The 25,850-nt window shown below is 72.6% G+C and carries 27 protein-coding genes; 13 read left to right on the top strand and 14 right to left on the bottom strand.

Annotated features, from left to right (window positions below; translation table 11 throughout):
* Positions 1 to 231: 231 nt before the first annotated feature.
* The 3 genes from DC432_RS11175 to DC432_RS11185 form a co-directional block, all read right to left on the bottom strand.
* Entirely contained in the window at positions 232 to 696 is a 465-nt protein-coding gene (locus DC432_RS11175; protein ID WP_116537958.1) for an SIP domain-containing protein, read from the bottom strand.
* A 70-nt stretch (positions 697 to 766) separates the two neighbouring features.
* The gene (locus DC432_RS11180; protein WP_116537959.1) at positions 767 to 1,480 is read right to left on the bottom strand and encodes a tyrosine-protein phosphatase; all 714 of its coding nucleotides are present in this window, start codon (positions 1,478 to 1,480) and stop codon (positions 767 to 769) included.
* A complete protein-coding gene (locus DC432_RS11185; protein WP_243393100.1) occupies positions 1,477 to 2,028 on the bottom strand; it encodes a carboxymuconolactone decarboxylase family protein in 552 nt (183 codons plus the stop codon). Before DC432_RS11185 ends, DC432_RS11180 begins: the two co-directional genes overlap by 4 nt.
* A gap of 126 nt (positions 2,029 to 2,154) precedes the next feature.
* Between DC432_RS11185 and DC432_RS11190 the strand changes: the two genes are divergently transcribed.
* The 8 genes from DC432_RS11190 (at position 2,155) to DC432_RS11225 (ending at position 9,632) form a co-directional block, all read left to right on the top strand.
* Positions 2,155 to 3,087, top strand: coding sequence for an alpha/beta fold hydrolase (locus tag DC432_RS11190; RefSeq protein WP_116537960.1), 933 nt, complete (start codon positions 2,155 to 2,157; stop codon positions 3,085 to 3,087).
* Between the two features lie 158 nt (positions 3,088 to 3,245).
* On the top strand, positions 3,246 to 4,757 hold the full coding sequence (locus DC432_RS11195) for an ABC transporter substrate-binding protein (protein WP_116537961.1): 1,512 nt from the start codon (positions 3,246 to 3,248) through the stop codon (positions 4,755 to 4,757).
* Entirely contained in the window at positions 4,754 to 5,704 is a 951-nt protein-coding gene (locus tag DC432_RS11200) for an ABC transporter permease (protein ID WP_116537962.1), read from the top strand. Before DC432_RS11195 ends, DC432_RS11200 begins: the two co-directional genes overlap by 4 nt.
* Complete coding sequence (locus tag DC432_RS11205) at positions 5,701 to 6,570, top strand: ABC transporter permease (protein ID WP_207770810.1); 870 nt, start codon at positions 5,701 to 5,703, stop codon at positions 6,568 to 6,570. The genes DC432_RS11200 and DC432_RS11205 overlap by 4 nt, the downstream gene beginning before the upstream one ends.
* Positions 6,567 to 7,364, top strand: a complete 798-nt coding sequence (locus DC432_RS11210; protein WP_116537963.1) for an ATP-binding cassette domain-containing protein — start codon at positions 6,567 to 6,569, stop codon at positions 7,362 to 7,364. The genes DC432_RS11205 and DC432_RS11210 overlap by 4 nt, the downstream gene beginning before the upstream one ends.
* A complete protein-coding gene (locus DC432_RS11215) occupies positions 7,361 to 8,152 on the top strand; it encodes an ABC transporter ATP-binding protein (protein WP_116537964.1) in 792 nt (263 codons plus the stop codon). The genes DC432_RS11210 and DC432_RS11215 overlap by 4 nt, the downstream gene beginning before the upstream one ends.
* Positions 8,153 to 8,266: 114 nt before the next feature.
* The gene (locus tag DC432_RS11220) at positions 8,267 to 9,325 is read left to right on the top strand and encodes a M4 family metallopeptidase (RefSeq protein WP_116537965.1); all 1,059 of its coding nucleotides are present in this window, start codon (positions 8,267 to 8,269) and stop codon (positions 9,323 to 9,325) included.
* Entirely contained in the window at positions 9,312 to 9,632 is a 321-nt protein-coding gene (locus tag DC432_RS11225; protein WP_243393101.1) for a protealysin inhibitor emfourin, read from the top strand. Before DC432_RS11220 ends, DC432_RS11225 begins: the two co-directional genes overlap by 14 nt.
* A gap of 13 nt (positions 9,633 to 9,645) precedes the next feature.
* Here DC432_RS11225 and DC432_RS11230 read toward each other — a convergent pair whose 3' ends face one another.
* From DC432_RS11230 to DC432_RS11240, 3 genes are all read right to left on the bottom strand, one after another.
* Positions 9,646 to 10,257, bottom strand: a complete 612-nt coding sequence (locus tag DC432_RS11230) for a GNAT family N-acetyltransferase (RefSeq protein ID WP_116537966.1) — start codon at positions 10,255 to 10,257, stop codon at positions 9,646 to 9,648.
* 120 nt (positions 10,258 to 10,377) lie between these two features.
* Positions 10,378 to 11,064, bottom strand: coding sequence for a uracil-DNA glycosylase (locus tag DC432_RS11235; protein WP_116537967.1), 687 nt, complete (start codon positions 11,062 to 11,064; stop codon positions 10,378 to 10,380).
* Positions 11,061 to 11,546 (bottom strand): phosphoribosyltransferase, encoded by a 486-nt coding sequence (locus tag DC432_RS11240; protein WP_108320792.1) that lies wholly within the window; start codon positions 11,544 to 11,546, stop codon positions 11,061 to 11,063. The genes DC432_RS11235 and DC432_RS11240 overlap by 4 nt, the downstream gene beginning before the upstream one ends.
* 154 nt (positions 11,547 to 11,700) lie before the next feature.
* Between DC432_RS11240 and DC432_RS11245 the strand changes: the two genes are divergently transcribed.
* Positions 11,701 to 13,188, top strand: a complete 1,488-nt coding sequence (locus DC432_RS11245; protein WP_116537968.1) for an MFS transporter — start codon at positions 11,701 to 11,703, stop codon at positions 13,186 to 13,188.
* A gap of 15 nt (positions 13,189 to 13,203) precedes the next feature.
* Here DC432_RS11245 and DC432_RS11250 read toward each other — a convergent pair whose 3' ends face one another.
* Positions 13,204 to 13,974, bottom strand: coding sequence for an SDR family oxidoreductase (locus DC432_RS11250; protein ID WP_431739681.1), 771 nt, complete (start codon positions 13,972 to 13,974; stop codon positions 13,204 to 13,206).
* A gap of 168 nt (positions 13,975 to 14,142) precedes the next feature.
* On the opposite strand from DC432_RS11250, the gene DC432_RS11255 reads away from it, so the two are divergent.
* Positions 14,143 to 15,465: a bifunctional o-acetylhomoserine/o-acetylserine sulfhydrylase gene (locus DC432_RS11255; RefSeq protein WP_116537969.1), complete on the top strand. Its 1,323-nt coding sequence runs from the start codon at positions 14,143 to 14,145 to the stop codon at positions 15,463 to 15,465.
* Positions 15,466 to 15,578: 113 nt separating this feature from the next.
* Here DC432_RS11255 and DC432_RS11260 read toward each other — a convergent pair whose 3' ends face one another.
* Positions 15,579 to 16,277, bottom strand: coding sequence for an SDR family NAD(P)-dependent oxidoreductase (locus DC432_RS11260; protein ID WP_108317860.1), 699 nt, complete (start codon positions 16,275 to 16,277; stop codon positions 15,579 to 15,581).
* Between the two features lie 122 nt (positions 16,278 to 16,399).
* Between DC432_RS11260 and metX the strand changes: the two genes are divergently transcribed.
* The gene (gene metX, locus DC432_RS11265; RefSeq protein WP_116537970.1) at positions 16,400 to 17,605 is read left to right on the top strand and encodes a homoserine O-acetyltransferase MetX; all 1,206 of its coding nucleotides are present in this window, start codon (positions 16,400 to 16,402) and stop codon (positions 17,603 to 17,605) included.
* A 70-nt stretch (positions 17,606 to 17,675) separates the two neighbouring features.
* Here the strand turns inward: metX and DC432_RS11270 are convergent, their stop codons facing one another.
* The 4 genes from DC432_RS11270 to DC432_RS11285 all read right to left on the bottom strand — a co-directional run bounded on the left by DC432_RS11270 (position 17,676) and on the right by DC432_RS11285 (position 21,662).
* On the bottom strand, positions 17,676 to 18,923 hold the full coding sequence (locus DC432_RS11270; RefSeq protein ID WP_116537971.1) for an MFS transporter: 1,248 nt from the start codon (positions 18,921 to 18,923) through the stop codon (positions 17,676 to 17,678).
* 119 nt (positions 18,924 to 19,042) lie between these two features.
* The gene (locus DC432_RS11275) at positions 19,043 to 19,369 is read right to left on the bottom strand and encodes a thiamine-binding protein (RefSeq protein ID WP_116537972.1); all 327 of its coding nucleotides are present in this window, start codon (positions 19,367 to 19,369) and stop codon (positions 19,043 to 19,045) included.
* Between the two features lie 64 nt (positions 19,370 to 19,433).
* Entirely contained in the window at positions 19,434 to 20,741 is a 1,308-nt protein-coding gene (locus DC432_RS11280; RefSeq protein ID WP_165801254.1) for a glycosyltransferase family 87 protein, read from the bottom strand.
* A 75-nt stretch (positions 20,742 to 20,816) separates the two neighbouring features.
* Positions 20,817 to 21,662: an ADP-dependent NAD(P)H-hydrate dehydratase gene (locus tag DC432_RS11285; RefSeq protein WP_116537973.1), complete on the bottom strand. Its 846-nt coding sequence runs from the start codon at positions 21,660 to 21,662 to the stop codon at positions 20,817 to 20,819.
* Between the two features lie 29 nt (positions 21,663 to 21,691).
* Here DC432_RS11285 and DC432_RS11290 point away from each other — a divergent pair, with 29 nt between their 5' ends.
* Complete coding sequence (locus DC432_RS11290) at positions 21,692 to 22,750, top strand: NADH:flavin oxidoreductase/NADH oxidase (RefSeq protein ID WP_116537974.1); 1,059 nt, start codon at positions 21,692 to 21,694, stop codon at positions 22,748 to 22,750.
* Between the two features lie 94 nt (positions 22,751 to 22,844).
* Here DC432_RS11290 and DC432_RS11295 read toward each other — a convergent pair whose 3' ends face one another.
* Together DC432_RS11295 and DC432_RS11300 are read right to left on the bottom strand one after the other, a co-directional pair.
* Positions 22,845 to 23,900, bottom strand: a complete 1,056-nt coding sequence (locus DC432_RS11295; RefSeq protein ID WP_116537975.1) for a hemolysin family protein — start codon at positions 23,898 to 23,900, stop codon at positions 22,845 to 22,847.
* A complete protein-coding gene (locus DC432_RS11300; RefSeq protein WP_116537976.1) occupies positions 23,900 to 25,240 on the bottom strand; it encodes a hemolysin family protein in 1,341 nt (446 codons plus the stop codon). Before DC432_RS11300 ends, DC432_RS11295 begins: the two co-directional genes overlap by 1 nt.
* 157 nt (positions 25,241 to 25,397) lie before the next feature.
* Here DC432_RS11300 and DC432_RS11305 point away from each other — a divergent pair, with 157 nt between their 5' ends.
* Complete coding sequence (locus DC432_RS11305; protein ID WP_116537977.1) at positions 25,398 to 25,850, top strand: hypothetical protein; 453 nt, start codon at positions 25,398 to 25,400, stop codon at positions 25,848 to 25,850.

Raw genomic sequence — 25,850 nt, forward strand, 5'->3', positions numbered from 1 at the left:
CGTGCATAACCTCCGCGATGCGCGCGAACTCCGCGCGGACACGCCCCCGCGAACGGAGGATGTGCACATCACGGAGCTTGTGCACGGCCGGCACGGCGGCGAGTCAAGAAGCCCTACCGACGGAGGGCAGATGACGTCGGCGCGGCGCGGCATCGAGCACGAGCGCCGCGAACCGAAGCGCGGGCCCGCGCGCGCGGGCGCCAGGCCGAAAGCCCGGACCCGGGCGCGCGGTCAGCGCGCGGTCGCGAGACCGAAGCGCTCGGGCGTGTGGATGGCGAGGGGATCGACCCCGTGGCGGGAGACGAGCTCATCGACGATCTCGGCCGTACCGAGGTAGCCGCCCAGCAGGATGACGCGCGTGGCGTCGTCGTCGCAGCAGAGCATCTCGCCGGCCCAGCCGGACACGGCGCGCGCGAGTGCCTGTCCGGGAGCGCAACCGCGGCCGGTGCCGGGGGCGCCGCCACGGCGGGAACGGTCGAGCCAGGTGAGGGTCATGCGAGCGGGAGCGGCGACGCGGCCGATCCACGACTCGTCGGGCACCTCGATGAACACGCGCCCGGTCGAGCAGATCGGCAGGGTGGCCAGCAGCGCCTCGAGCTCGGCGAGCGAGTTCTCGTCGGCGGTCACGAGGTGCTGGACACGGGTGTGCCGCGACGCGCGGCAGGCGGCGTCGTTGTGCTCGGTGGAGGGGACCATGATGGCATCCACTCTACCACCGACGAAGGGTTGCCTAACCTGAGTAGGGGCCGGGTGCTCCACGAGTGGATCACTGCACCAGCACCTCGCGCAGCCTGTGGAGCTCGTCGGCGCTCATGCCGTGCGCGCGCAGGAACCCGGCCGGGGAACCGTACTCCCGGTCGAGCTTGTCGAGCAGCGACCGCATCGCCCGCGCCGGCGACCGGGTGGCGAGGTCTTCGGCGTTCACGCTCTCGGGGTGGAACGCCCGGATCGCCGCGCGCACCTTCTCGTTGCGTTCGGCGGGCAGCAGCTGCTCCGTCCGCGCGTAGTCGGCGATCACCGCGTCGCGGTCGACGCCCGCCGCGGCGAGCGCGATGCCGACCGTGACGCCCGTGCGGTCCTTGCCGACCGTGCAGTGCACCAGCACGGGCTGTGCGCGCAGGATGCCGCGGATTGCCGCGACGACCCGGTCCGCGCCGTCGTCGACGATCGCCGCGTAGAGCTGCTCGATGGTCACGTCGCGCTCGAAGAACGACGCGACCGAACCGAGGAAGAGGGGTTCGTGCTGCACCTCGACGGCGAGGTCGTCGAGGCGGCTCGGCGCGTGCGCGACCTCGGCGGCGTCGCGCAGATCGATCACGCGCCGCAGGCCCAGATCGCGCAGTGTCCGTCGTCCCGCCTCGTCGACCTGCACGAGGTTGCCCGAGCGGTACAGCACGCCCGAGCGGGTCCGCCCCGACCCCGCAGGCAGGCCGCCGACGTCGCGGAAGTTGGCGGCTCCCGAGACCAGCGTCGCGCTCACTCCCCCGGACCCGGGTGCACGTGCGGGGTGCGCGGCGTCGTCACAGCCGGGGGCGCGGCATCCGTCCCGACGACGACGCTGCCGCCCGTGCGCGGGGGCACGGGGTAGCGCCCCGCGATCGCGACGCGGTTGAAGGCGTTGATCGCCACGAGCACCCAGCTCAACGCGACGTACTCCCCTTCGCTCAGGATGCCGCCCGCCTGGTCGTACACCTCGTCGGGGATGCCGTCCTCGTGGATGAAGGTGAAGGACTCGGTCAGCTCGAGGGCCGCGCGCTCGCGCTCGTCGAAGACGCCCGATTCGCGCCACGTCGGGATCTGCGCGATGACGTCGGCGTCGAGGCCCGCCTTGACGGCCGCGTCGACGTGCACGCGGACGCAGTAGGCGCAGCCGTTCAGCTGGGAGGCGTGGATCTGGACGATTTCGCGCAGGCGCGCGTCGATCCCCGCCTCGGCGGCCAGACGGCCCACGGTGGTCGAGAACGAGCGCAGCGCCGCGTACGCCTCGGGGGCCGATCTCGACAGATGCACGCGCCGTTCTTCACCCATGGCCTCAGCCTACGGCGGCACGGGTCGCCGGGCGTGGGAACGGTTGGCGACGACGCGGCGAGGTCTGGGTGACGCCCCGTGGCGCGACGCTGGCGGCGCCGCCCGCCGAGGTGACAGGCTCGGGGGATGCCCGTTCGCGACGAGTTCTCGTTCCTCCCCGCCCAGGCGGCCGGCCTCGACCGCCCCGTCCCCCCGGTGGCGCGCGTCGACCTGACGCTCGACGACGGTCGGCGTCTGAGCGGCCTGCGCTGGGGCGACGCTCCCCCCGCGGTGACGCTGCTGCACGGCGCAGGACTGAACGCGCACACGTGGGACACCACCCTGCTGCACCTGGGGCTGCCGGCCCTCGCCCTCGACCTCGCCGGTCACGGCGACTCCTCGTGGCGCGACGACGCCGCCTACGTCGCGCACGTGCTCGCCCCCGACATCGCGACCGCGCTCGAGGAGTGGACCGCTGCACCCCAGGTGCTCGTCGGGCACTCGCTGGGCGGGCTGACGGCGGCCGCGGTGGCGGCATCCCGCCCGGATCTCGTGTCGCGGCTCGTCGTCGTCGACATCACCCCGGGCGTCGATCCGAGCGCCGGGCCCGCGCAGATCCGCGCGTTCTTCGCGGGTCCGACCGACTGGGCCAGCCGCGACGAACTGGTCGAGCGGGCCCTGTCGTTCGGTCTGGGCGGCTCGCCCGAGGCCGCCGCACGCGGGGTGTTCCTCAACTCGCGGGTGCGCCCAGACGGGCGCGTCGAGTGGAAGCACCACTTCGCGCACCTGGCCGCCGCGGCGGCGAACGCCGGGGCTGACCCCTCGACGCCCGACGCCGTCCGCGCGGTGCTCGCGGACACGGGGTGGGACGACCTGGCGGCCGTGCGGGCTCCGCTGACGCTGGTCCGCGGCGAGCGCGGGTTCGTCACGGTCCCGGATGCCGAGGACCTCACCCGACGCGTCCCGGACGCCGAGGTGCGCACCCTCGGCACCGGCCACAACGTGCAAGAAGAGGACCCCGCCGGCCTCGCCGCCGTCATCCGCGGGGTCGTCGACTCCGTGCACCCCTCCGCAGGCTGACCCCTGCCGGCCGGCACCTCGACCTGCGCGGGGCGTCATCGATCGTCGCGGGGCGTCACGGGCGACGTCGGGGGAATGCGGGCGAAAGTAGGCTGTTTGCACCCCTGCACGGCATCCACAGCACTCGGATGCCATCGGCCTGCGAAAGGACCCCCGCCATGCTGCGCCGCACCGCCCTCGCCACGAGCGCCCTCCTCGTCGGAGCCCTCCTGCTCAGCTCGTGCACCGGCACGACCGCCCCCACCGGGCCGACCGGAGAGGCCGACCCGAACGCGACCCTGACGGTGCGCCTGTCGCTCGAGCCGTCCAACCTCGACATCCGTCGCACCAGCGGCGCCGCGCTCGAGCAGGCGCTGGTCGACAACGTGTACCAGGGCCTGGTCACCCGCAACGCCGACGACGGCAACGCGATCGTCCCCGCCCTCGCCACGGACTACACGGTGTCGCCCGACGGCCTCACCTACACCTTCACCCTGCGGCAGGGGGTGACGTTCCACGACGGCAGCGCGCTGACCGCCGACGACGTCGTCACCTCGCTGCAGACGGCCAAGGACGACGCGACGATCCAGAACAGCGCCGACCTCGCCGGCGTCGCCTCGATCGCCTCTCCGGATGCCTCGACGGTCGTCGTGACGCTCGCGCAGGCCAACATCGACTTCCTCTTCGCGCTCACCGGGCGCGCGGGTCTCATCTTCAAGAACGGCGACACCACGAACCTCCAGACCGCGGCCAACGGCACGGGTCCGTTCCGCGTCGAGAACTGGAACACCGGTCAGAGCCTGACCCTGGCGCGCTACGACGGTTACTGGGGCGACAAGGCCGGCGTCGCCGAGGTCGTCCTGGACTACATCCCCGATCAGAGCGCCGCGGCGAACGCCGCCGTCAACGGCGACGTCGACGTCGCGCTCGAGATCGACCCCGAGCTGCGCGGTCAGATCGAGGGGACGAACGCCTTCACGATCGAGTCGGGTCTGACCACCGACAAGGGCACGCTCGCCTTCAACAACCAGAGGGCGCCGTTGAACGACCAGCGCGTGCGCGAGGCGCTGCGCCTGGCCATCGACCACGACGCGCTGATCGAGACGCTCGGCTCGGGCGAGACGCTCGCGGGTCCGATCCCGCCGCTCGACCCCGGCTACGAGGACCTCTCGGACAGCATCGCGTTCAACCCCGACCGCTCGCGCGAGCTGCTCGCCGAGGCGGGCGCCGAGAACCTGAACCTGACGCTGACGATTCCCAACGTCTACCCCACGACGATCCCGACCTTCCTCGTGTCGTCGTTCGCCGACGTCGGGGTGACGCTGACGGTCGACTCGGTCGACTTCACCGCCTGGCTGCAGGACGTCTACACCAACAAGGATTACGACCTCAGCTTCGTCCGCCACGTCGAGGCGCGCGACTTCGGCAACTGGGCGAACCCCGCGTACTACTTCGGTTACGACAACCCCGAGGTGCAGTCCCTGTACACCCAGGCCCTCGCCACGACCGATGAGCAGCAGTCGTCCGACCTGCTGGCCGAGGCCGCGCGCATCGTGAGTGACGAGGATGCCGCGGACTGGCTCTTCCTCTCGGCCCCGCTCACCGCCGTGGGCGCCGAGGTGGCGAACTTCCCGAAGAACTCGCTCAACGTGCGCCTGCCGCTGGCCGGCGTGACGGTCGCGTCGGAGTGATCCGCTACGCGCTGACACGGCTGGGCCTGCTCGTGCTGGGCCTGGCCGTGGCCAGCGTGCTGATCTTCGCGTCGCTGCGCGTGCTGCCCGGCGACGTCGGTCAGCTGATCGCGGGCGCCGAGGCGACCCCCGCGCAGGTGGCGGCGGTGCGCACGAGCCTCGGTCTCGACGACCCGCTGTGGGCGCAGTACCTCGACTGGATCGGCGGCCTGCTCCGCGGCGACCTGGGCTCCTCGCTCGTCACCGGCACCCCGGTCGCGGCCGAGCTGGTCGACAAGGCGCGGGTGACGGTCCCCCTCGCGGCCCTGTCGCTGACGATCGCGCTGCTGATCGGCATCCCGCTCGGAGTGCTGTCGGCCCTCGGCCGCCGCCGGGTCGGCGGCACCGGGCTGAGCGTGGCCGCCCAGGCCCTGGCCGCCGTCCCGGTCGTCTGGGCGGGGCTCATGCTCGTCGTGGTGTTCTCGGTGTGGCTGGGGTGGCTGCCGCCGCAGGGCTTCCCGCGCGCCGGCTGGAGCGACCCCGCGGCGGCGCTGCGGGCCCTGATCCTGCCCGCGCTGACCATCGGGGTCGTCGAGGGCGCCCTGTTGCTGCGCTTCGTGCGCAGCGCGACGCTGCAGGCCATCGGCCAGGACTACGTGCGCACCGCCGCGGCCAAGGGACTGACCCGCACCCGCGCGCTGCTCGCGCACGGGCTCCCCAACGTGGGCCTGTCGGTCGTCACCGTCCTGGGGCTGCAGATCGCCGGGATCATCGTCGGCGCGGTCGTCATCGAGCAGTTGTTCACCCTGCCCGGCGTGGGACGCATGCTCGTCTCGGACGTCGCCTCGCGCGACCTGCCCAAGGTGCAGGGCGAGCTGCTCGCCCTCACCGGGTTCGTCCTGGTCGTCGGCTTCATCGTCGACCTCGCCCACCGCCTCATCGACCCCCGGCAGAGGGAGGCCGCGTGAGCACTGTGAAACGCTTGTGGATCCTGGGCACCGGGCGCTTCGGCATCCTGATCGTCCTTCTCGTCGTGGCCACCGCGGCGGTATCGCTCGTCTGGACGCCGTTCGATCCGGCCGCCGTCGACGCCCGCGCGCGGTGGCTCGATCCGTCGTGGCCGCACGTGCTCGGCACCGACAACACCGGCCGCGACATCGCGAGCCTGCTCATGGCCGGTGCCCGCACCACGGTGATCGTCGCCGTCGGGGCGGGGGTCGTGGCATCCGTGCTGGGCATCGCCCTGGCCTGCCTCGGTGCGCTCACCACGCGCTGGGTCCGCGAAAGCGTCGCGGTGCTCGTGGACATCCTCGTCGCCTTCCCGGTGCTGCTCATCGCCATGATGATCTCGGCCGTGTGGGGCGGCTCGCTCGCCGTCGTGATCTGGGCGGTCGGGATCGGCTTCGGCGTCAACGTGGCCCGCGTGACCCGGCCCGAGCTGCGCCGGGTGCTGCACAGCGACTTCGTGCTCGCCGGGCGCGCGAACGGACTGTCGACGTGGCAGAACCTCACCCGGCACCTGCTGCCCAACGTCGCGCCCGTCTTCATCGTGCAGCTGTCGTGGGGCATGGCGGTCGCCGTCCTCGCCGAGGCCGGATTGTCGTACCTGGGCTTCGGCGCCCCGGTCACGCAGCCGTCGTGGGGGGTGCTGCTGAGCGACCTGCAGGCCTACATCGCGGTGCACCCGCTCACGGTCGTCTGGCCGGGACTCGCGATCACGCTGACGGTGCTGGGCCTGAACCTGCTCGGCGACGCCCTGCGCGAGGCCGCCGATCCGACGCTGTCCGCGCGCACCCCCGCCGTCCGCACCCCCGTCACGGGGGTGGTCGCGTGAGCCTCGACGTCACCGACCTGCGCATCGACATCGGCGGGCGCACCGTCGTGGACGGCGTGTCGTTCTCGGTGCCCGACGGCGCCCGCGTGGGTCTGATCGGCGAGTCCGGATCGGGCAAGTCGCTCACCGCCCTGGCGATCCTCGGCCTGCTGCCCGACGGCGCGACGGCCAACGGCAGCATCGCGTGGAACGGTCGCGAGATCCTGGGCCTCCCCGATCGCGAGCTCGCCGCCCTTCGCGGCGACGACATCGGCATGGTCTTCCAGGACCCGCGCACCGCCCTCAACCCGATCCGCACGGTGGGCCGCCAGATCGGCGAGTCCCTCCGCATCCACGCGCGCATCCCACGCCGCGAGGCGCTGCGCCGCGCCGTCGACGAGGCCGCCCGCGTGTCCCTCCCCGACCCCGCGCGCATCGTCTCGCGCTACCCGCATCAGCTGTCGGGCGGACAGCGCCAGCGCGTCGCGATCGCGATGGCCCTCGCCTGCCGTCCGCGACTGCTCATCGCCGACGAGCCGACCACCGCGCTCGACGTCACCGTGCAGGCGGGCGTCCTGTCGCTCCTGCGGTCCCTGGTCCAGGATGCCGGCATGTCGCTCGTCTTCATCACGCACGACCTCGCGGTCCTCGCGCAGGTGGCGACCCACGCCGTCGTGCTCGAACGCGGCCGCGTCGCCGAGCAGGGCGCGGTCAAGGACCTGCTGACCGCGCCGTCGTCGCCGGTCACCCGGGCGCTGGTGCGCGACGCGACGGCGACGCTGTGGCATCCCGAGAATCCCGGAGGCACCTCGTGAGCGCACCGCTGATCCGGGCGCGCGGGCTCTCGCGCGACTACCTCGCCCCCCGCGCGCGGGGGTTCGGGCGGGCCGAGCGCACGCCAGGCCTGGTGGACGTCGACCTCTCGGTCGACGCGGGGTCGGCCGTGGGCATCATCGGCGAGTCGGGGTCGGGCAAGTCCACCCTCGTCCGCCTGCTGCTCGGACTCGACGTCCCGACCGCGGGGACCGTCGAGGTCGACGGCCGCGCCGTGGACGCGCGCGGCTCGGCGCGCTCGCTGCACTGGCTGCGCCGCGAGACGGGGATCGTCCTGCAGGATCCCTACGCCTCGCTCGACCCGCGCATGGACGTCGGACGCATCGTGGCCGAACCGCTGTGGGCCCTCGGCATCGACGGGGACCGGCGCGCGCGCGTGCGCGAGGTGCTCGAACAGGTGGGACTTGAGGCCGACATGGCCGCCCGCTATCCGCACGAGTTCTCGGGCGGGCAGCGCCAGCGCATCGCCCTCGCGCGCGCGATCGCGCACCGACCCCGCATCCTGGTCGGCGACGAACCGCTCTCGGCGCTGGACGTGACGGTGCGCGCGCAGATCCTGCGGCTGCTGGCCCGGCTGCGGACCGAGCAGGAGCTGACCCTCGTGCTCGTCTCGCACGACATCGGCGTGGTGCAGAACGTCTGCGATCAGGTCGTCGTCATGAAGGACGGAAGCATCGTCGAGCAGGGCCCCACCGAGAAGGTGCTGCAGCAGCCGCAGGCGGCGTACACGAGGCAGCTCCTGGCCTCGATCCCGACCCTGCCGGCGTGAGCGGGAGTCCCGTGGACCGTCGCGAGTCCTCCTCCGCCGGGTGACGCGCGGAGCTCTCCCGAGAATCCGATCAAGGGATGCCACGATGTCGGCGGTCGGCGTTAGCCTCGCCCCATGACCCCCGGAATCGTTCCCCCGTTCCTGCTCGACCGTCTCGCCCAGACCGACGACCCGCGCCTCGCCCGCGCCGCCGCCGCCGCGCGCAAGACCCTCGCGATGCCGCGGCCGCCCCGGCCGGCGCGCACCCGACTGCGCCTGTCGATCGACGGTGACGCCCTCGTCGCCGAGACCGCGCCCGCCCCCGACCGGATCATCTCGGATGCCGGCAACACCGAGAACCTCCCGGGTCGCCGCGTGCGCAGCGAAGACGACGCCCCGACCGGCGACGACGCCGTCGATCAGGCGTACGACGGCCTGGGGGCGACGTACGACTTCTTCTGGGACGCCTTCGCGCGCGACGGCATCGACGCCGCGGGCGGGTCGCTGCTGGCGACCGTGCACTACGGCGACGACTACGACAACGCCTTCTGGAACGGCGAGCGCATGGTCTTCGGCGACGGCGACGGCGACGTGTTCGTCGGGTTCACCCGCTCGCTGAGCGTCATCGCCCACGAGCTCGGCCACGGGGTCACCGAGGCCGCGGGCGGGCTGGAGTACCAGGGGCAGTCGGGAGCCCTCAACGAATCCCTCTCCGACGTCTTCGGCGCCCTCGCCGAGCAGCATCACCTCGGCCAGCGGGCCGACGACGCGTCATGGTTGATCGGGGCGGGGATCTTCGCGCCCGACGTGCAGGGCGAGGCGCTGCGATCCATGAAGGCTCCCGGAACGGCCTACGACGACGACGTCCTGGGTGAAGACCCGCAGCCCGGGCACATGCGCGACTACGTCGACACGGCCGACGACAACGGCGGGGTGCACATCAACTCCGGCATCCCGAACCGCGCGTTCTATCTCGTGGCGACGGCGCTCGGTGGCTTCGCGTGGGAGCGCGCGGGGCTCATCTGGTACCGCACGCTCACCGCGGGTACGCTCTCGCCGGCGGCCGACTTCGCCGCGTTCGCGGCCGCCACCCTGGCCACCGCCGCGTCGGAGTACGGTGAGGAGTCGGAGGAGGTCGCCGCCGTCCGCGCCGCGTGGGCCGGGGTGGGCGTCGTGAAGGATGCCGCAGCCTGACACCGTCGAAGACGAGCGCATCGTCATCATCGTCGTCCGCTCGGGGGGTATCGCCGGCCTGTCCCGGCAATGGCGCGCCGAGCCCGACGCCGACGACGAACCGCGGTGGCGCGACCTGGTCGAACGCTGCCCGTGGGACCGGACTCCCCCGGCGACGACCGGGGCGGACCGCTACCAGTGGCGCATCGAGGTGCACCGTGGCGCGGCAGCCGTGCGGCAGGCGAAGCTCGGCGAAACCCAGGTCGAGGGACCGTGGCGCACACTCGTCGACGAGGTGCGCGAGGCCGCGGCGCCGCACCGTCGCTGACCGCCGGCAGGGCTCAGCCGAACAGGCGCCGCTTCTTCTTCTTCGACGGGATGCTCTTCTGCAGGTAGACCACCCCGAGCCAGCGGCCGAATTTGAAGCCGACCCGGCCCATGCGCCCCACCTCGGTGAACCCGAGCTTCTCGTGCAGGGCGATCGAGGCGTCCGCCCCCTTGTCGCTGATCGCGGCGACCATCTCGCGGATGCCGAGCTCCTGACACGCGGCGATGAGCGCCTCGAGCAGCGCCCGGCCGAGTCCCTTGCCGGCGGCCGCCTGTCCCAGGTAGATGGAGTTCTCGACCGTGTAGCGGTACGCCGACTTCGACTGCCACGGCTGAACGAGCGCGTAGCCGAGGATCTGTCCGCTCGGGGACTCGGCGACGAGGAACGGCAGCCCGAGCTTGTCGAGGGTGGCGAATTTGTCGCGCCACTTCGCGATCGACCACGCCTTCTCGTCGAAGGTCACGACCGAGTTGCGGACGTAGTAGTTGTAGATCTCGCGGATGTCGGGGATGTCCGCGGCGGTCGCCGGACGGATGTCGAACGAGAACGGCCGTTCCGGCTCGGGAGCACGCCGCAGGTGCGCCGGCAGCCGCCGACGGCTCTTCTCGTACTCCTCTTCCAGCACCCCGCCACTCTACGGCGAGACCCGTTTCGCGCGTGTGTCCCCCGCCCCGCTCCCGCGCAGGAATCCACCGCCCCAGCCCGCCCGCACGGAAGACCGCCGGGGAACGAGGACGCGCCCCGGTCAGGCGGGCAGGCGCCAGTCGACGGGGGCGGCCCCCTGCTCCTCGAGCAGCGCGTTGACGCGCGAGAACGGCCGCGAGCCGAAGAAGCCGCGACTCGCCGACAGCGGCGAGGGATGCGGCGACGACACGATCGCGGTCTCGCCGAGCAGGGGCGCGAGGTTCATGGCATCCCTCCCCCACAGCACCGCGACGAGCGGCTGATCGCGCGCCGCGAGGACGCGGATGGCGTGCTCGGTCACGCGCTCCCAGCCCCATCCGCGGTGGGATGCCGCCTCCCCCGGCGCCACGGTCAGCACCCTGTTCAGCAGCATGACTCCCTGGTCGGCCCAGGCCGAGAGGTCGCCGTGCGCCACCGGCGCGATACCGAGATCGTCCTGGAGCTCGCGGTAGATGTTCGCCAGGCTCCGCGGCACGGGGCGCACGTGCGGATCGACCGTGAACGACAGGCCGATCGGGTGACCCGGGGTCGGGTAGGGGTCCTGTCCGACGATGAGCACGCGCACGGCGTCGACGGGCGTGCGGAAGGCGCGCAGCACCAGCTCGCCCGCGGGCAGGTAGGGCCGGCCCTCGTCGCGCAGTCGCCGCCCGAGGGCCGCGATGTCGTCGGCCACCGGAGCCAGGGGCTCGACCCACGAGGCGTCGATCAGCCCGGCCTCGGCCAGCTCGGCGAGGGATTTCGGCGTCACGCCGCGTCTTCCTCGTGGACCGACCCCTGGTGCGACCACGGGAAGTCGATCCAGAGCGAGGTGTCCTTCCACGCGTAGTCGGGCTGCACGACCGTGGTGGGCTTGGTGTAGATCACGGCCGAGCGCGCCTCGGCACCGTGCCGGTCGAGCAGCTTGATCGCGAGGTCGAGCGTGCGCCCGCTGTCGGCGACGTCGTCGACGAGCAGGACGCGCCGCCCCGACAGGTACGACAGGTCCAGGGCGGGCGGCAGGACTTCGGGGGCGTCGAGAACGGTCCCCACGCCCGTGTAGAACTCCACGTTCAACGCGCCGCAGTTCTTGACGCCGAGGCCGTAGGCGATCGCACCGCCGGGGAGCAGCCCGCCGCGCGCGATGGCGACGACCACCTCGGGAGCGAACCCATCGGCCACGATGGCGCGCGAGATCTGCCTCGTCGCGTCGCCGAAGTCGTCCCAGCTCAACCGTTCGCGTTCCTCAGCCACCGCGGGCCCCTCTCGTCGTGGTTCCCACCCTAGGGCGCGACCCGCGCCCCCGATCGCGGATGCCGCTCGCGCCGCGCCCGCATCCCGTACCCGCCCGCGAGACGGCCCGACGACGCCCCGCACGTCCGGTCGCCGCCGGTGCTAGCCTCGCGCCATGTCACGCGTCTCGGGCGCGGTCGCGAGGGCGCGCACGTCGGCCCTCGGTGCGACCGCCGGTCTGATCGGCTGGTTCGTCCTGGTCGAGGTGGCCAGCGGCATCCTGCAGGGCTTCTACGTCCCCCTGCTTCCCGACATCGTCGTCCACCTCGGCATCCGCGATGCCGACGTCAACTGGTTCGAGGCGGCGCAGCTGCTGCTGTCCGCGCTCGTCCTGCCCGTGCTCGCCAAGCTCGGCGACATGTTCGGGCACAAGCGCATCCTGCTGTTCTCGGCCGTGGCGACGGCCACCGCCAGCTGGTGGCTCGTGTTCGCCGACACCTTCGCGAGCTTCCTCGCGGCGTGGGCCCTGCAGGGGTTCTACGTGGTGTGGCTCCCGCTCGAGATCGCCCTGATCTTCGACCGGGGTCGCCGCGGCCGGCAGGGCGTCTCTCGCACCCGCCGCGCGGCGGGACTGCTCGTGGTCGGCCTGCAGATCGGCGCCATCGCCGGAGCCCTGGCCGCCGGGCGGGTGTTCGCCGCGACCGGCGGCGACCTGCGCCTCGCGCTGATGATCCCCGCGGTGGTGGTGACGGGGGTGTGCGTGGTGATCTGGCTCGGCGTCCCCGAGTCGGAGCGCCTCCCCGGTAGGCGGAGCCTCGACGTCGGCGGCTTCGCCATCCTCGCGGGGGCACTGCTGTGCGTGACGGGAGCCCTGTCGTTCGTCCGACTCCCCGACGGACCGGGTCCCGCCGTCATCGGCGCGCTGCTCGTCGCGGGCGCGGTGCTGCTCGTCGTCTTCGTCCGGTTCGAGCTCGGCCGCCCCGACCCGGCGATCGACGTCCGCGTGCTGCGCCGACCCGAGATGTGGCCCGTGCAGGTGACGGCCTTCCTCGTCGGCATCAGCCTGCTGGGCGCGCAGGGGCCGCTGGCGACCTACGCCGGGACCGACCCGTCCCTCGGCTACGGACTGGGCCTGGACGCCACCGACCGCTCCAACGTGATCGGGGTGTACCTGGTGTCGCTCATCGTCGGCGCGATCCTCTTCGCGGTGACGTCGCGCCGCGCGAGCCCGCGCGTCGTCCTGATCGGGGCGGCGACCCTCGTCGGTGTGGGCTACGCCCTGTTCCTGCCCCTGCACGACACCGTCTGGCAGGTGCTGATGTGCCTGGGGGTCGCGGGCCTCGGCTCGGGAGCGCTGGTCGCGGCGATGCCGGCGGCGGCCGCGGCGGCCGCCCCGCACGGGCAGACCGGTGTGGCCTCGGCGCTGACCAACACGACCAAGACTCTGGGCGGCACGATGTCGTCGGCGGTGTTCGGCGTCGTCCTCGCGGCGGGGGCCGGGGCCGTGGTCGGTACGGCGGCGCCGTTCGCGGGCTACGTCACGGTGTGGATCGTCTGCAGCGCGGGCGGATTCCTCGCCGCGATCCTGCTGCTGTGCGTGCCCCGGGTCGCCTTCGCGGATGCCGAGACCACCGACATCACGGCACGGGACGCGGTCCGCTAGTCACCCCGCTCCCGCTCAGCGGGTCTTCAGCGGCCCCCGCGCCAGCAGGTGCTGCGCCGACTGCGCGACCGGCCGCAGCGTCACCAGGTCGAGGTTGACGTGGCCCGGAGCGTCCAGGGCGTAGGCGATGACGTCGGCGACGTCCTCGGCGACGAGCGGCGCCTCGACGCCCTCGTAGAGCTTGTCGGCGGCGGCGCGGTCGCCGCCCAGGCGGTTCAGCGTGAACTCCTCGGTGCGCACCATTCCCGGAGCGATCTCGGTCACGCGCAGGGGTTCGCCGTTCAGCTCCTGGCGCAGCGCGTGCACCAGCATGGACTCCCCCGCCTTGGCCGCGTTGTACCCGCCCCCTCCGGGGTAGGCCGTCTGCGCCGCGGTCGAGGTGACGAACAGCAGGTCGGCGTGGCCGACGTCGTCGGCCGCGCGCCGCAGGGTGGGAAGAAGGGATGCCACCAGCTGCTGCCCCGCCAGCACGTTGACCTCGAACATCCACCGCCAGTCCTCGGGGTCGCCGTCCTCGATTCGGTCGGTGCCGCGGGCGCCTCCGGCGATGTGCACGAGCGCGTCGACCCCGCCGGTCTCGTCCAGCCACGCCGCGAGCGCGGCGATGTCGTCCGCGTCGGTCAGGTCGGCCGCGCGCGCGACAACGCCGGTCTCGGCGGCCAGGGCGGCCAGACGGTCGGCGCGCCGGGCGACCCCCACGACCTCCCACCCGCGGGCGCGCAGCAGCCGTGCGGTCGCCTCTCCGATCCCCGAACTGGCCCCGGTCACCATCGCGCGTCGCGTCATGGCATCCACGGTAGTGGTCCCCTCGGACCCCTCGGGGCTCCGCTCCCCGGCGATGCCGCGCGTGGTATTACGGCGCGTGTCCGGGGCGGTTGTCGGCGTCCGGGGGCGGTCCCTACGCTCGCAGGAGGCCATGGCGACCGCCCGGCCTGACGAAGCTGAGGAGCAGTCATGTCGGCACCCGAGAACTGGCGTTTCGAGACCAAGCAGATCCACACGGGCGCTCAGCCCGACCCGGTCACCAAGGCCCGCGCCACCCCGATCTACCAGACCACCTCGTACGTGTTCGACAACGCCGACCACGCCGCGAACCTCTTCGCGCTCGCCGAGTTCGGCAACATCTACACGCGCATCCAGAACCCCACCCAGGACGTCGTCGAGCAGCGCGTCGCGGGCCTCGAGGGCGGCACCGGCGCCCTCCTCGTCGCCAGCGGCCAGGCCGCCGAGACCTTCGCGGTGCTGAACATCGCCGAAGCGGGCGACCACATCGTCTCGTCGAGCTCGATCTACGGCGGCACCTACAACCTGTTCAAGTACACCCTCGCCAAGCTCGGCATCGAGACGACCTTCGTCGAGAACCAGGACGACCCCGAGGAGTGGCGCGCGGCCGTGCGCCCCAACACCAAGCTGTTCTTCGCCGAGACGATCGGCAACCCGAAGATCAACGTCCTCGACATCCGCTCGGTCGCCGACGTGGCGCACGAGGCTGGCGTGCCCCTCATCGTCGACAACACCATCGCGACGCCCTACCTCATCCGCCCCTTCGAGCACGGTGCCGACATCGTCGTGCACTCGGCGACGAAGTTCCTCGGCGGTCACGGCACCGTCATCGGCGGCGTCATCGTCGACGGCGGCACCTTCGCGTGGTCCGCGCACGCGGACCGCTTCCCGGGTCTGACCACCCCCGACCCCTCGTACCACGGAGCGGTCTACACCCAGGCGGTCGGCGACGGCCTGGCGTACATCATCAAGGCGCGTGTGCAGCTGCTGCGCGACCTGGGCGCCTCGATCGCCCCGCAGAGCGCGTGGCAGCTCATCCAGGGCATCGAGACCCTGTCGCTGCGCATCGAGCGCCACGTCCAGAACGCGCAGGAGATCGCCGAGTGGCTCGAGGCGCACCCCGAGGTCGCGACCGTGAACTACTCGGGCCTGCCGACCTCGCCCTGGTACGCCGCGGCGAACAACTACGCCCCCAAGGGCGTGGGCGCGGTGCTCTCGTTCGAGCTCAAGGGCGGCGTCGAGGCGGGCCGCGAGTTCGTCAACTCGCTCAGCCTGTTCAGCCACCTCGCCAACATCGGCGACGTCCGCTCGCTGGTCATCCACCCCGCGTCCACGACGCACTCGCAGCTGACGCCCGAGCAGCAGCTGACCGCGGGGGTCACCCCCGGGCTGGTGCGCCTGTCGGTGGGCCTCGAGAACATCGACGACCTCAAGGCCGACCTCGACCAGGCCCTCGCCGCCGCGCGCCGGTTCTCCGAGGCCGCCCGCGCCTGATCCGCCCTCGCACGACGCCCCGCCCCGGTCCATCCGGCGCGGGGCGTCCGTGCGAATCGCGGGGATCCGTCCCCTCCGGCGCCCCCGGGCGACACCACTTTCGCGGAAGGCGGTCAGATCTTCTGGCGCGGGCGGAGGCTCCCCAGACCCCCGTCGACGCCGAGCACCTGACCCGTCATCCACGCGTTCTCGGGCGCCAGCAGGAATTCGACCGCACGGGCGACGTCGTCGGGCTCGCCGAGGCGGCCCAGCGGGTGCATCGCCTCCGACACCTTGCGAGACATGTCGCTCGACGTGAGCTTCTCGGTCAGCCGCGTCTGCACGAGACCCGGCGCGACCGCGTTGACCCGCAGTCCGTGAGCGGCGTAGCTCGCCGCGGCCGACAGCGTCAGACCGATCACGCCGGCCTTGGCCGCGGCGATGCCGTCGTGGTTCGGCAGACCCGCCAGGGCCGCCGCCGACGACACCAGCACCACGGCGCCGCCGCCGCGCATGTGGGCCCCCGCCGCCCGCACCGCCGCGAACGCGGTCGTCAGCGAGGCCGCGATCAGGCCGTCGTACTGCTCGCGCGAGGTCAGGTGCGCGGGCTTGAGCAGCATCGAGCCCGCGAACACCGCGATGCCGTCCAGCTCGCCCGCCTCGGCGACGACGCGGTCGACGGCGTCGAAGTCCGTGGCATCCAGCACATGATCCGGCTCGATGACCGAGGAGTCCCGTGCCGTGGTGATGACGCGGTGTCCCGCGTCGCGCAGTCGTGTCGCCGTCGCCCCGCCGATGTCGCTCGAGGCCGCGATGAGGAGGAAGTTCGCCATGCCGCGATCATGACCAGCGCCCCCGGCGCGCGACGGGGGGTGGACATTTCGCGCACGAGGCGTTCCGTCCCCGGGACGTAACAGTCCGCGGCGTCCCTCGCCCTCCGGGGAGAATGGATGCCATGGACTGGCAGATCTCCGAAGACACGGTGCCCTCGGCCCCGGTGACGGAGGCCGACGCGCGGTCGCTGCTCGGTCGTCCCCCGGCGACGGGCGCGTGGCGCGACGGCGACCCCGTGGGCGATCGCCGCTTCGCCTCGTTCGGGATGTTCGCGACCGAGAGCGGCGAATCCCTTCCCCACGTGCGGCTCGCGTACGAGTCGTGGGGCGAGCTCTCGCCCGAGCGCGACAACGCCGTGCTGATCCTGCACGCCCTCACCGGCGACAGCCACGTGCGCGGCGCCGCGGGTCCCGGTCACCCGACCGCCGGTTGGTGGAGCGATCTCGTCGGGCCGGGCGCCGCGATCGACACCGACCGTTTCTTCGTCGTCGCCCCCAACATGCTGGGCGGATGCCAGGGCTCGACCGGCCCCGCCAGCATCGCGCCCGGCGGGTACGAGTGGGCGTCGCGCTTCCCCTACCTGACCGTCCGCGATCAGGTCGCCGCGCAGGCGCTACTCGCCGACGAGCTCGGCGTCGCGCGCTGGCACGCGGTCGTGGGCGGGTCGATGGGCGGCATGCACGCCCTGGAGTGGGCGGTCGGTCATCCCGACCGCGTCGCCCGCGCCGCGATCCTGTCGGCGCCGCCGGTCACCACCGCCGACCAGATCGCGCTGAACTCCGTGCAGATGGACACCGTGCGCACCGACCCCCGCTTCTCCGGCGGACAGTACTACGACGCCGGTGACGGCGACGGCCCCCACCGCGGACTCGCCCTGGCGCGGCGGATGGCGCTGCTGAACTACCGCAGTCCCACCGAGCTGAATCAGCGGTTCCAGCGCTCCTGGCAGTCGGGGGTGAGTCCGCTCGGCCGCGGCGGGCGGTTCGCGGTCGAGTCGTACCTCGACTTCCACGGCAACAAGTTCACGCGCCGCTTCGACGCCAACAGCTACCTGACGCTGGTGCAGGCGATGAACTCGCACGACGTGGGCCGCGACCGCGACGGCGTCGAGGACGCCCTGGCGCGGGTCACCGCGACCACCCTCGTCCTGGGGATCGACAGCGACCGCCTGTTCCCGATCGACGGACAGCACCGCATCGCCCGGGGCATCCCCCGCACCCTCGACGGCGACGCGGCGGTCGTGCTGTCGAGCGACTTCGGGCACGACGGCTTCCTCATCGAGACGGCCGCCGTGGCGATGCACCTGCGCCGGCTCTTCGCGAGCTGAACCCGACCGAGGGCGGAGCCGCGGCATCCGGCGCTCCGATCGCGACCGGCGGTCGACGGCGGGCCCTGCCTCAGCGCTGCGTGGGGATCGATCCGGTGATCGCGGTCGTGGCCGCCTCGGCCGCCGGCATGCGGTGCGCCGGGTGGCGTCCCGAGCGGTCCTCGACGCGGTACGAGATTACCGCCACGATGAGCCCGCCCAGGGCGAGCAGGGCACCGACCCAGGCCGGCGCGACCAGGCCGAGGCCGGCGGCGATGGCGAGCCCGCCGAGGAAGGCGCCCAGGCTGTTGCCGATGTTCAGAGCCGAGTGGTTCAGCGCGGCGGCGATCGACTGGTTGTCCTCGGCGACGTCCATCAGTCGCGTCTGGATCGACGGGCTGAGCGCGGCCCCGCAGAACGCCACGAGGAAGGCGAACAGCACCAGACAGACGATCCACTGCGCCGTCAGGGCGAGACCGATGGATGCCACGGCCAGGGCGATCAGACCGACGTACAGCCAGAAGCGCAGGTCCTTGTCGGCGAGCGCCCCGCCGACGATGTTGCCGATCGTCATGCCCACGCCCACCAGCACGAGCACGAGCGACACCGCCCACTCGGGCTGGCCCGCGACGTCGGTGATCATGGGCGCGATGTAGCTGTACATCGCGAAGAATCCGCCGAACCCGACCGCCCCGATCCCCAGGGCGAACCACACCTGTCCGATACGGAAGACGCGCAGCTCGTCGCGCAGACGGCGACCCGGAGTGCCGGGGTGGGCGGGAACGAAGAGGGCGATGCAGATCGCGGCGAGGGCGAAGATGGCCGTCACCACGGCGAACGCCGCCCGCCAGCCGACCTGCTGGCCGAGCAGGGTTCCCAAGGGCACCCCCACGACGTTCGCGATGGTCAGGCCCGTCAGGACGAAGGCGACGCCCTTCGCCCGGTTGCCCGGACCCAGGACGTCGGCGGCGACCAGCGCACCGATGCCGAAGTAGGCGCCGTGCGGCAGACCCGCCAGGAACCGGGATGCCGCGACCAGCTCGAAGGTGGGGGCGATGACGGTCAGTAGCGTGAAGAACGCCAGCGCCGCGGCGAGCACGATCATCACACGATGGCGCGGGAAACGGGCGACCGATCCGGCGATCGTCGGCGCTCCCACGACGACGCCGAGCGCGTACAGCGAGATCAGCCACCCCGCCTGGGCGATCGCGTCGTCGGGTGACGCGGCCCACGTGCCCGGGACGAGCTCGCGGGCGATGTTGGGCAGCAGGCCCATCACCACGAACTCGGTCATGCCGATGCCGAAACTGCCGATGGCGAGAGAAAGGAGCGCCCGCATCGCCGCACCTCTCGAGGTCGTCGAAGAGGTCACCCGACGATGCTAGTCGGCGGGACCGGCCGGGGTCGAATCGTTTCGGAGGACGCCTCTCCCCGTCCGGGCGGGGCGCCGCGGCGGCGTCAGTCCTCGCGCCGCTCCAGCGCCTGCTCCAGACGCTCGATCTTGCCGTCGATCTCGCCCGTGCGGCCGGGCCGGATGTCGGCCTTCAGCACGAGCGACACGCGTGAGCCGTAGGGCAGGACCGCTTCGGTCGCGGCCTTGACCACGGCGAACACCTCATCCCATTCTCCCTCGAGCTCGGTGAACATCGAGGTGGTGCGGTGCGGCAGGCCCGAGGCGCGGACGACCGCGACCGCGGCGGCGACCGCGTCGTGGACCGAGGCATCGGGGTTCTCCGCGGCGGCGGATCCGACCCCCGAGGGGGCGACCGAGAAGGCGATGAGCATGCTCCGAGACTACGGTCGCGCGACAGCGCGCGTCGATCGGCTCACCGTCGCCCGCGCCCGCGCCTCAGCGACGGACGGTCGCCCGCGCCGGTACCGGGCGCCGACCGGTGACGATCTCGCGGAGTCCCGCCGGGGGACGCACCCGACCCGTGGGGACGCGCACCACGCGCACCACGGCCCACACCAGCAGCACGAGCGCGAGCACGTTGCGCACCTCGAGCACCGTCACCGGGAAGGGGTTGGGGTGCGTCGCCATCAGCCCGTCGTACAGCAAGGGGTACATCCACTGCGTCAGCCCGGCGATGACCAGCGTCATCCCGGCGAACGCGTACCACCGGCGGCGGTCGATCATGAGCCCGACCACGACCGGCGCGAACAGCCACACGTAGTACTGCGGGGACCCGACCTTGTTCAGCGCGATGAACGCCGTCACCAGCGCGAGCGAGAGCGGCGGGAAGAGGCTGACGAACGTCGCACCGCGGCGGAGCTTGTGCACCCCCACGATCGCGACCCCGACCATGGTCAGCAGCATGATGGGCGTCATCGCCGCGATGAGCGCTTCGGCCCCGGGTCCCGTGACCTGGAAGGTCAGGACGTCGCCGTCGTAGTAGACCTCGCTCCCGGGTACGTAGAACGCCGCGAGGAACATGTACAGGCCACCGACGGGCGCCTCCATCTGGATGCCGCGCGAGGTCTGATCGCCGACGAAGCCGAAGACGTAGGGCGCGCCGCCGAGCGACACGACCGGGATGATCGTCAGCACCGACACCGCCACGGCGCCCCAGACCAGCGCGAGCCGGCGGCGGATCGCCACGAGCCCCGCCGCCAGGATCGCGGCGGGCCAGACCTTCATCCACACCGCGACGGACAGCAGGACGGATGCCACGAACGGGCGCCGCAGCATCCAGATCCCCCCGAGGATCGCGAACGGGACGGTGATGCCGTCGATGCGGTACAGCCCCACGGGCCCGATCAGCAGGATGGCCAGGAGCCAGAACCACGCGGCGAGGACGCGGCCGCGGGAGCGGCCCTGCCCGACGAGGATGACGAAGGCGACGAGGTTGAACAGCGAGACGGTGATCGCCCAGGCCGGGGTGTAGCCCACCGCCCACGCGAAGGCCCACGCGAACGTCATGGGCAGGAACGCCAGCTGCGGGTAGATCCACTTCTCGGTGACGCCGGGCCACTCCCACGCCACGCTCCGCGTGCACGAGCTCGCGTCGACGCCGCCGAAGAGGGCGCAGCGCGACCACGGTTCGTACACCAGGTACACGTCGCCCATGGGTTCGTTGGGCTGCTGGTAGCCCAACCAGCCCACCACGACGTGCACGGCGACGAACGCAATCAACAGGGGAACGACACGCCTCAGCACCGCCTCATCCTAATTGGGCGCCCCCGCGGCCCCGGGACGCCCTCCCCGGCCCTCCCGGCGCGACGGCGAGAACCGTTACGCGATCGAGTCCCGCAGCACCTCGGCGATCACCTCGGGAACGGCCTCGGCCACGTCCAGCGCCGTGATCGGCCCGCCGCCCCCGTTCCGGACCGAGGCGACGTGCCCGGCGCGCCCGTGCACCCACGCCGCCGTCGCCGCGCAGGCCGCGAGCTCGACCGCGTCGGTGCGCCCGTCGGCCACGGCCCCGGCGACCACGGCACCCAGGATTCCGCCGAGCACGTCGCCGGTGCCCGCCGTCGCCAGCCACGGCGTCCCCGCCGACACGTGCGCGACCCATCCGCCGGGAGCCGCGACGATCGTCAGCGCCCCCTTCGACAGCACCACGCCGCCGAAGGCCTCGGCGGTCTCGATCGCGGTGCGTTCCCGATCCGCGGGGTCGCCCGGCTCGAGACCGAGCGAGGAGCGCAGGCGGTCGAGCTCTCGCGCGTGCGGCGTCACGATCACCGGTGCCGCCGCCCCGGTCACCAGGTCGAGCGCCCCGGCGTCGACGACGACCGGCACCTCTCCGTTCAGGATGCCGCGCAGGGCCGCGGTCTCGCCGGCGTCGCGCTCCGCGGCATCCGTTCCCGATCCGAGCACCCAGGCCTGCACGCGTCCGTCGGCGGTCACCGTCTCGGGGCGTCGCTGCAGCACCAGGTCCTGGGCGCGCGAGGGCCCGAGGTAGCGCACCATGCCGGTGCCCGTGCGCCAGGCCGCTTCGACTCCGAGCACCGCTGCGCCCGGATACCGCTCCGAGCCCGTGCGCAGGCCCACGACCCCGCGGGAATACTTGTCGTCATCAGCGGTTGGCCTCCGCAGGACGCGCGAGGCCGAGCCCCCGTCCCATTCCGTCGCCGTCATGGCGTCACCCTAGAACGAGAAGGACACCGATGAGCGCCCTCTTCACTCCCCTGTCGATCCGCGGTATCCAGACGCGCAACCGCCTGTGGGTCTCGCCGATGTGCCAGTACAGCGCGGTCGACGGCGTGCCGAACGACTGGCACCACGTCCACCTGGCCCAGTTCGCCGCCGGCGGCGCGGGTCTCGTGGTGGCCGAGGCCACAGCCGTCTCGCCCGAGGGTCGCATCTCGCCGCAGGACGTGGGCCTCTGGACCGACGAGCAGGCCCGCGCCTGGGAACCGATCGTCGCGGCGATCCGTGCCCGCGGCGCCGTCGCGGGCGTGCAGCTGAGCCACGCGGGACGCAAGGCGTCGACGTCGGCGCCGCTGACGGGCGCGCGCGGTACCGTGTCCCCCGCCGACGGCGGGTGGACGACCGTCGCCCCCTCGGCCCTGGCCTACGCCGACTTCGCCGAGCCGATCGCCCTCGACGCCGCCGGGATCCACCGGGTCGTCGACGACTTCGCGGATGCCGCGCGCCGCGCCGCCGCGGTGGGCTTCGAGGTGCTCGAGCTGCACGCCGCCCACGGGTACCTGCTGCACCAGTTCCTGTCGCCGCTGACCAACCACCGCGACGACGAGTACGGCGGATCGTTCGAGAACCGCGTCCGCCTGCTGGTGCGCGTGACCGCCGCCGTGCGCGCCGCGGCGCCGGACGCCGCGGTGTTCGTCCGGTTCTCGGCGACCGACGCCGCCCCCGGCGGGTGGGACGTCGACGACACCGTCGCGGCCTCTCGCCTGGTCGCGGACGCCGGGGCCGACCTCATCGACGTCTCGAGCGGGGGTCTCGTGCCGCACCAGCACATCGTCCCCGGACCCGGGTACCAGGTCGGCTACGCCGCGACCGTCCGGCGCGAGACCGGGCTGCCGGTCAGCGCCGTCGGCATGATCGACGACCCCGCCCAGGCCGAGGCCGTGGTCGCCGAGGGCCGCGCCGATGCCGTGATGTCGGCCCGGGAGTGGCTGCGCGACCCGCACTACGCCCTGCGCGCGGCCGTGGCGCTCGGCGCCGACTCGCCCGCCCCGGCGCAGTACCTGCGGGCGTACTGACCCGCTCGCGGCGCCGTCGCGCGACGGCGGTGCCGCGATACGACACGACGGATGCCGCGACCCGGGGTCGCGGCATCCGTCGTCGAAGGCGTGCTCAGACGAAGCGGCGACGCTCGGTGGCGTCCTGCACCTCGCCGACGAGCTCCTCGATGACGTCCTCGAGGAACAGCACGGCGCGCACGTCGCCGTTCTCGTCACGGACCTGCGCGAGGTGGCGGCCCGAGCGGCGCATGAGCGCGAGGGCGTCCTCGAGGTCGGTCGTCTCGAGGACGGACACCATGTGGTGCACGCGCTTGGACGGGATGGGCCGAAGCATGTCGGCATCCGCCCCCTCGGCCGCGCGCAGCACGTCCTTGAGGTGGACGTACCCGGTCGGGTCGCCCGCGGCATCCACGATGACGTAGCGCGAGTAGCCGTGCTGGGCGACGGCGCGCTCGATCTCGGCCGGGGTCGTCGTCTCGGGAAGCGTCACCAGGGCGGCCATCGGCACCGCGATGTCGGCGGCCTTCTTCTCGGTGAACTCCACCACGGCCGTCACCGTTCCCGACGCATCGTCGAGCACGCCCTCGCGACGCGACTGGGAGACGATCGTCGCGACCTCGTCGAGGGTGTAGGTCGAGGCGGCTTCGTCCTTGGGCTCGACGCGGAACAGGCGCAGTACGTGGTTGGCGATCCAGTTCAGCGCGACGATGATCGGGTGGAACGCCTTCGAGACCGCCACCAGCGGCGGGGCGAGCATGAGCACCGCGCGGTCCGGCAGCGAGAACGCGAGGTTCTTCGGCACCATCTCGCCGAACACCACGTGCAGGTACGACACCAGCAGCAGCGCCACGACGAAGCCGATCACGCCGACCGCGGCCTCGGGCAGCCCCGTCAGACCCAGGGGTCCCTCAAGCAGGTGGTGGATCGCCGGCTCCGACACGTTCAGGATCAGCAGCGAGCAGATCGTGATGCCCAGCTGGCACGTGGCCAGCATCATCGTCGCGTGCTCCATGGCGTAGAGCGCCGTCTTGGCCGCTCGTGATCCGCGGTCCGCGTGCGGCTCGATCTGCGAACGGCGCGCCGAGATGACGGCGAACTCCGCGCCGACGAAGAAGGCGTTGGCGATCAGCAGCACCACCAGCCACGCGATTCCGGCCCAGTCGCTCATCACTGGTCACCACCCTTCGCCGCGCGGACGAGGTCGTCGACGTCCTGCTCGCGGGGCGTGGGCGTGTACTGCACGCGGTCGACGCGACGGCCGTCCATGCGCTGGACCGCGAGCACGCCGTCGTCGAGGTCGACGGTGTCCCCCACCACGGGGATGCGCTCGAGCGCGGCCATGATGAACCCGCCGACCGTGTCGTAGACGTCGCCCTCGGGCACGCGCACACCGGCGCGGTCGAGGACCTCGTCGGGGCGCAGGTCGCCGGGGAAGGTGAGGGATGCCGCCGACCGCACGACGCCCGCACGGGAGCGGTCGTGCTCGTCGAGCACCTCGCCGACGATCTCTTCGACCAGGTCCTCGAGGGTGACCACGCCCGCCGTCCCGCCGTACTCGTCGACGACGATGGCCATCTGGTACCCCCGCGAGCGCAGCTCCGACACGAGGGCGTCGAGGTGGACGGTCTCGGGCACGCGCAGGGGCTCGGTCGCGAGGGCCGCGACGGGCACCTCGGCCCGGCGGTCGCGCGGGACGCCGATCGCGGCCTTGAGGTGCACGACGCCGACGATGTCGTCCATCGACTCGCCGTAGACGGGGAAACGGCTGTGCCCGGTGCGCCGGGCGAGCTGCACGACGTCGTCGGCCGGGTCGCCCGCGGCGAGCGCGTGCACGCTCGGTCGCGGGGTCATGACGTCGGCGGCGCTCAGGCGCGCGAAGGTGAGGCTGCGATCCAGCAGGGACGCCGTGTCCTTCTCGAGCATCCCGGCGCTCGCGGACCGCTTGACCAGGCTCGACAGCTCCTCGGCCGACCGCGCTCCCGACAGCTCCTCCTTCGGCTCGACGCCGAGGGCGCGCAGCACGCCGTTGGCACTGCCGTTGAGCACGAGGATCGCGGGCTTGAACACCGCGGTGAACGCCACCTGGAAGGGGATGACGAGCTTGGCCGTCTGCCGGGGGATGGCGAGGGCGAAGTTCTTGGGCACGAGCTCGCCGAGGATCATCGACAGCACGGTCGCGAAGCCGACGCCGATGACGGCGGCGAGCGTGACGGTCACCGCCTCGGGCAGCCCCCACGCCTCGAAGGCGGGGCGCAGCAGGTTCGAGATGGCGGGTTCCATCGTGTAACCCGTCAGCAGCGTCGTGAGCGTGATGCCCAGCTGCGCGCTCGACAGGTGGGTCGAGGTGATCCGCAGCGCATCGATGGTCAGCGACAACCGCGTCTCGCCCGCGGCGCGGCGCGCCTCGAGATCGGCGCGGTCGAGGTTGACCAGGGCGAACTCGCTCGCGACGAACAGTCCGGTGCCCACGGTGAGAAGCAGCCCCACGCCCAGCATGACGTAATCCATCAGGCATCGCCCCCGCTCGCGGTGGCGGCGGAAGAGGGTCGGAGGGGCCTGGGTCTACAACTGGGAGGGTCGTCCATCGTGCCGTCGATTCTATGACAGCCCGACCCGACCCGGCGCGGGCTGTCCCGGTTCCGCCGGAGCGCGACACGATGGGGGCATGGATGCCTCCCCCTCGACGCAGCGACGCGCCGCGGCCGCGGAGCGAGCGGTTCTGGACCGCTACCTCCACCGTTACGGCCCCGTCGCGTGGGCGCACGCCGCCACGGGCGACCGGCCGGCCCGGCGGACGTGGCACTACTGGTGGCACGCGCACCTGCTGCACGTGCTCGCCGACGCCGAACGAAATCGCCCCGACCCGCGCCGTCGACGACTGCTCCGACGCCTGCGACGCGGGGTGACCCTGCGCACCCTCGGCCGCTGGACGACACCGTTCTACGACGACATCGCCTGGATGGGACTCGGGCTCTTCTCCAGCGGCGCCGACACCCGCGCACTGCGCAAGATCTCGCGCATCCTGGGCGAGGCGATCGACCCCGCCCACGGCGCGCTGCCCTGGAGCGTCGGCAGCGACCTCTACAACGCCCCGGCGAACGCGCCGGGAGCGTTGTAG

It is taken from the genome of Microbacterium testaceum (assembly GCF_003075375.1).
In the GTDB taxonomy this organism is placed as follows: Bacteria; Actinomycetota; Actinomycetes; order Actinomycetales; family Microbacteriaceae; genus Microbacterium; species Microbacterium testaceum_E.

What these genes read in the sequence shown, in the direction of transcription:
- DC432_RS11175 (WP_116537958.1), bottom strand. Translation starts at nt 696, where the DNA reads ATGGTCCCCTCCACCGAGCACAACGACGCCGCCTGCCGCGCGTCGCGG.
- DC432_RS11185 (WP_243393100.1), bottom strand. Translation starts at nt 2,028, where the DNA reads ATGGGTGAAGAACGGCGCGTGCATCTGTCGAGATCGGCCCCCGAGGCG.
- DC432_RS11190 (WP_116537960.1), top strand. Translation starts at nt 2,155, where the DNA reads ATGCCCGTTCGCGACGAGTTCTCGTTCCTCCCCGCCCAGGCGGCCGGC.
- DC432_RS11195 (WP_116537961.1), top strand. Translation starts at nt 3,246, where the DNA reads ATGCTGCGCCGCACCGCCCTCGCCACGAGCGCCCTCCTCGTCGGAGCC.
- DC432_RS11220 (WP_116537965.1), top strand. Translation starts at nt 8,267, where the DNA reads ATGACCCCCGGAATCGTTCCCCCGTTCCTGCTCGACCGTCTCGCCCAG.
- DC432_RS11225 (WP_243393101.1), top strand. Translation starts at nt 9,312, where the DNA reads ATGCCGCAGCCTGACACCGTCGAAGACGAGCGCATCGTCATCATCGTC.
- DC432_RS11245 (WP_116537968.1), top strand. Translation starts at nt 11,701, where the DNA reads ATGTCACGCGTCTCGGGCGCGGTCGCGAGGGCGCGCACGTCGGCCCTC.
- DC432_RS11250 (WP_431739681.1), bottom strand. Translation starts at nt 13,974, where the DNA reads ATGACGCGACGCGCGATGGTGACCGGGGCCAGTTCGGGGATCGGAGAG.
- DC432_RS11255 (WP_116537969.1), top strand. Translation starts at nt 14,143, where the DNA reads ATGTCGGCACCCGAGAACTGGCGTTTCGAGACCAAGCAGATCCACACG.
- DC432_RS11260 (WP_108317860.1), bottom strand. Translation starts at nt 16,277, where the DNA reads ATGGCGAACTTCCTCCTCATCGCGGCCTCGAGCGACATCGGCGGGGCG.
- metX (WP_116537970.1), top strand. Translation starts at nt 16,400, where the DNA reads ATGGACTGGCAGATCTCCGAAGACACGGTGCCCTCGGCCCCGGTGACG.
- DC432_RS11270 (WP_116537971.1), bottom strand. Translation starts at nt 18,923, where the DNA reads ATGCGGGCGCTCCTTTCTCTCGCCATCGGCAGTTTCGGCATCGGCATG.
- DC432_RS11275 (WP_116537972.1), bottom strand. Translation starts at nt 19,369, where the DNA reads ATGCTCATCGCCTTCTCGGTCGCCCCCTCGGGGGTCGGATCCGCCGCC.
- DC432_RS11285 (WP_116537973.1), bottom strand. Translation starts at nt 21,662, where the DNA reads ATGACGGCGACGGAATGGGACGGGGGCTCGGCCTCGCGCGTCCTGCGG.
- DC432_RS11290 (WP_116537974.1), top strand. Translation starts at nt 21,692, where the DNA reads ATGAGCGCCCTCTTCACTCCCCTGTCGATCCGCGGTATCCAGACGCGC.
- DC432_RS11295 (WP_116537975.1), bottom strand. Translation starts at nt 23,900, where the DNA reads ATGAGCGACTGGGCCGGAATCGCGTGGCTGGTGGTGCTGCTGATCGCC.
- DC432_RS11300 (WP_116537976.1), bottom strand. Translation starts at nt 25,240, where the DNA reads ATGGATTACGTCATGCTGGGCGTGGGGCTGCTTCTCACCGTGGGCACC.
- DC432_RS11305 (WP_116537977.1), top strand. Translation starts at nt 25,398, where the DNA reads ATGGATGCCTCCCCCTCGACGCAGCGACGCGCCGCGGCCGCGGAGCGA.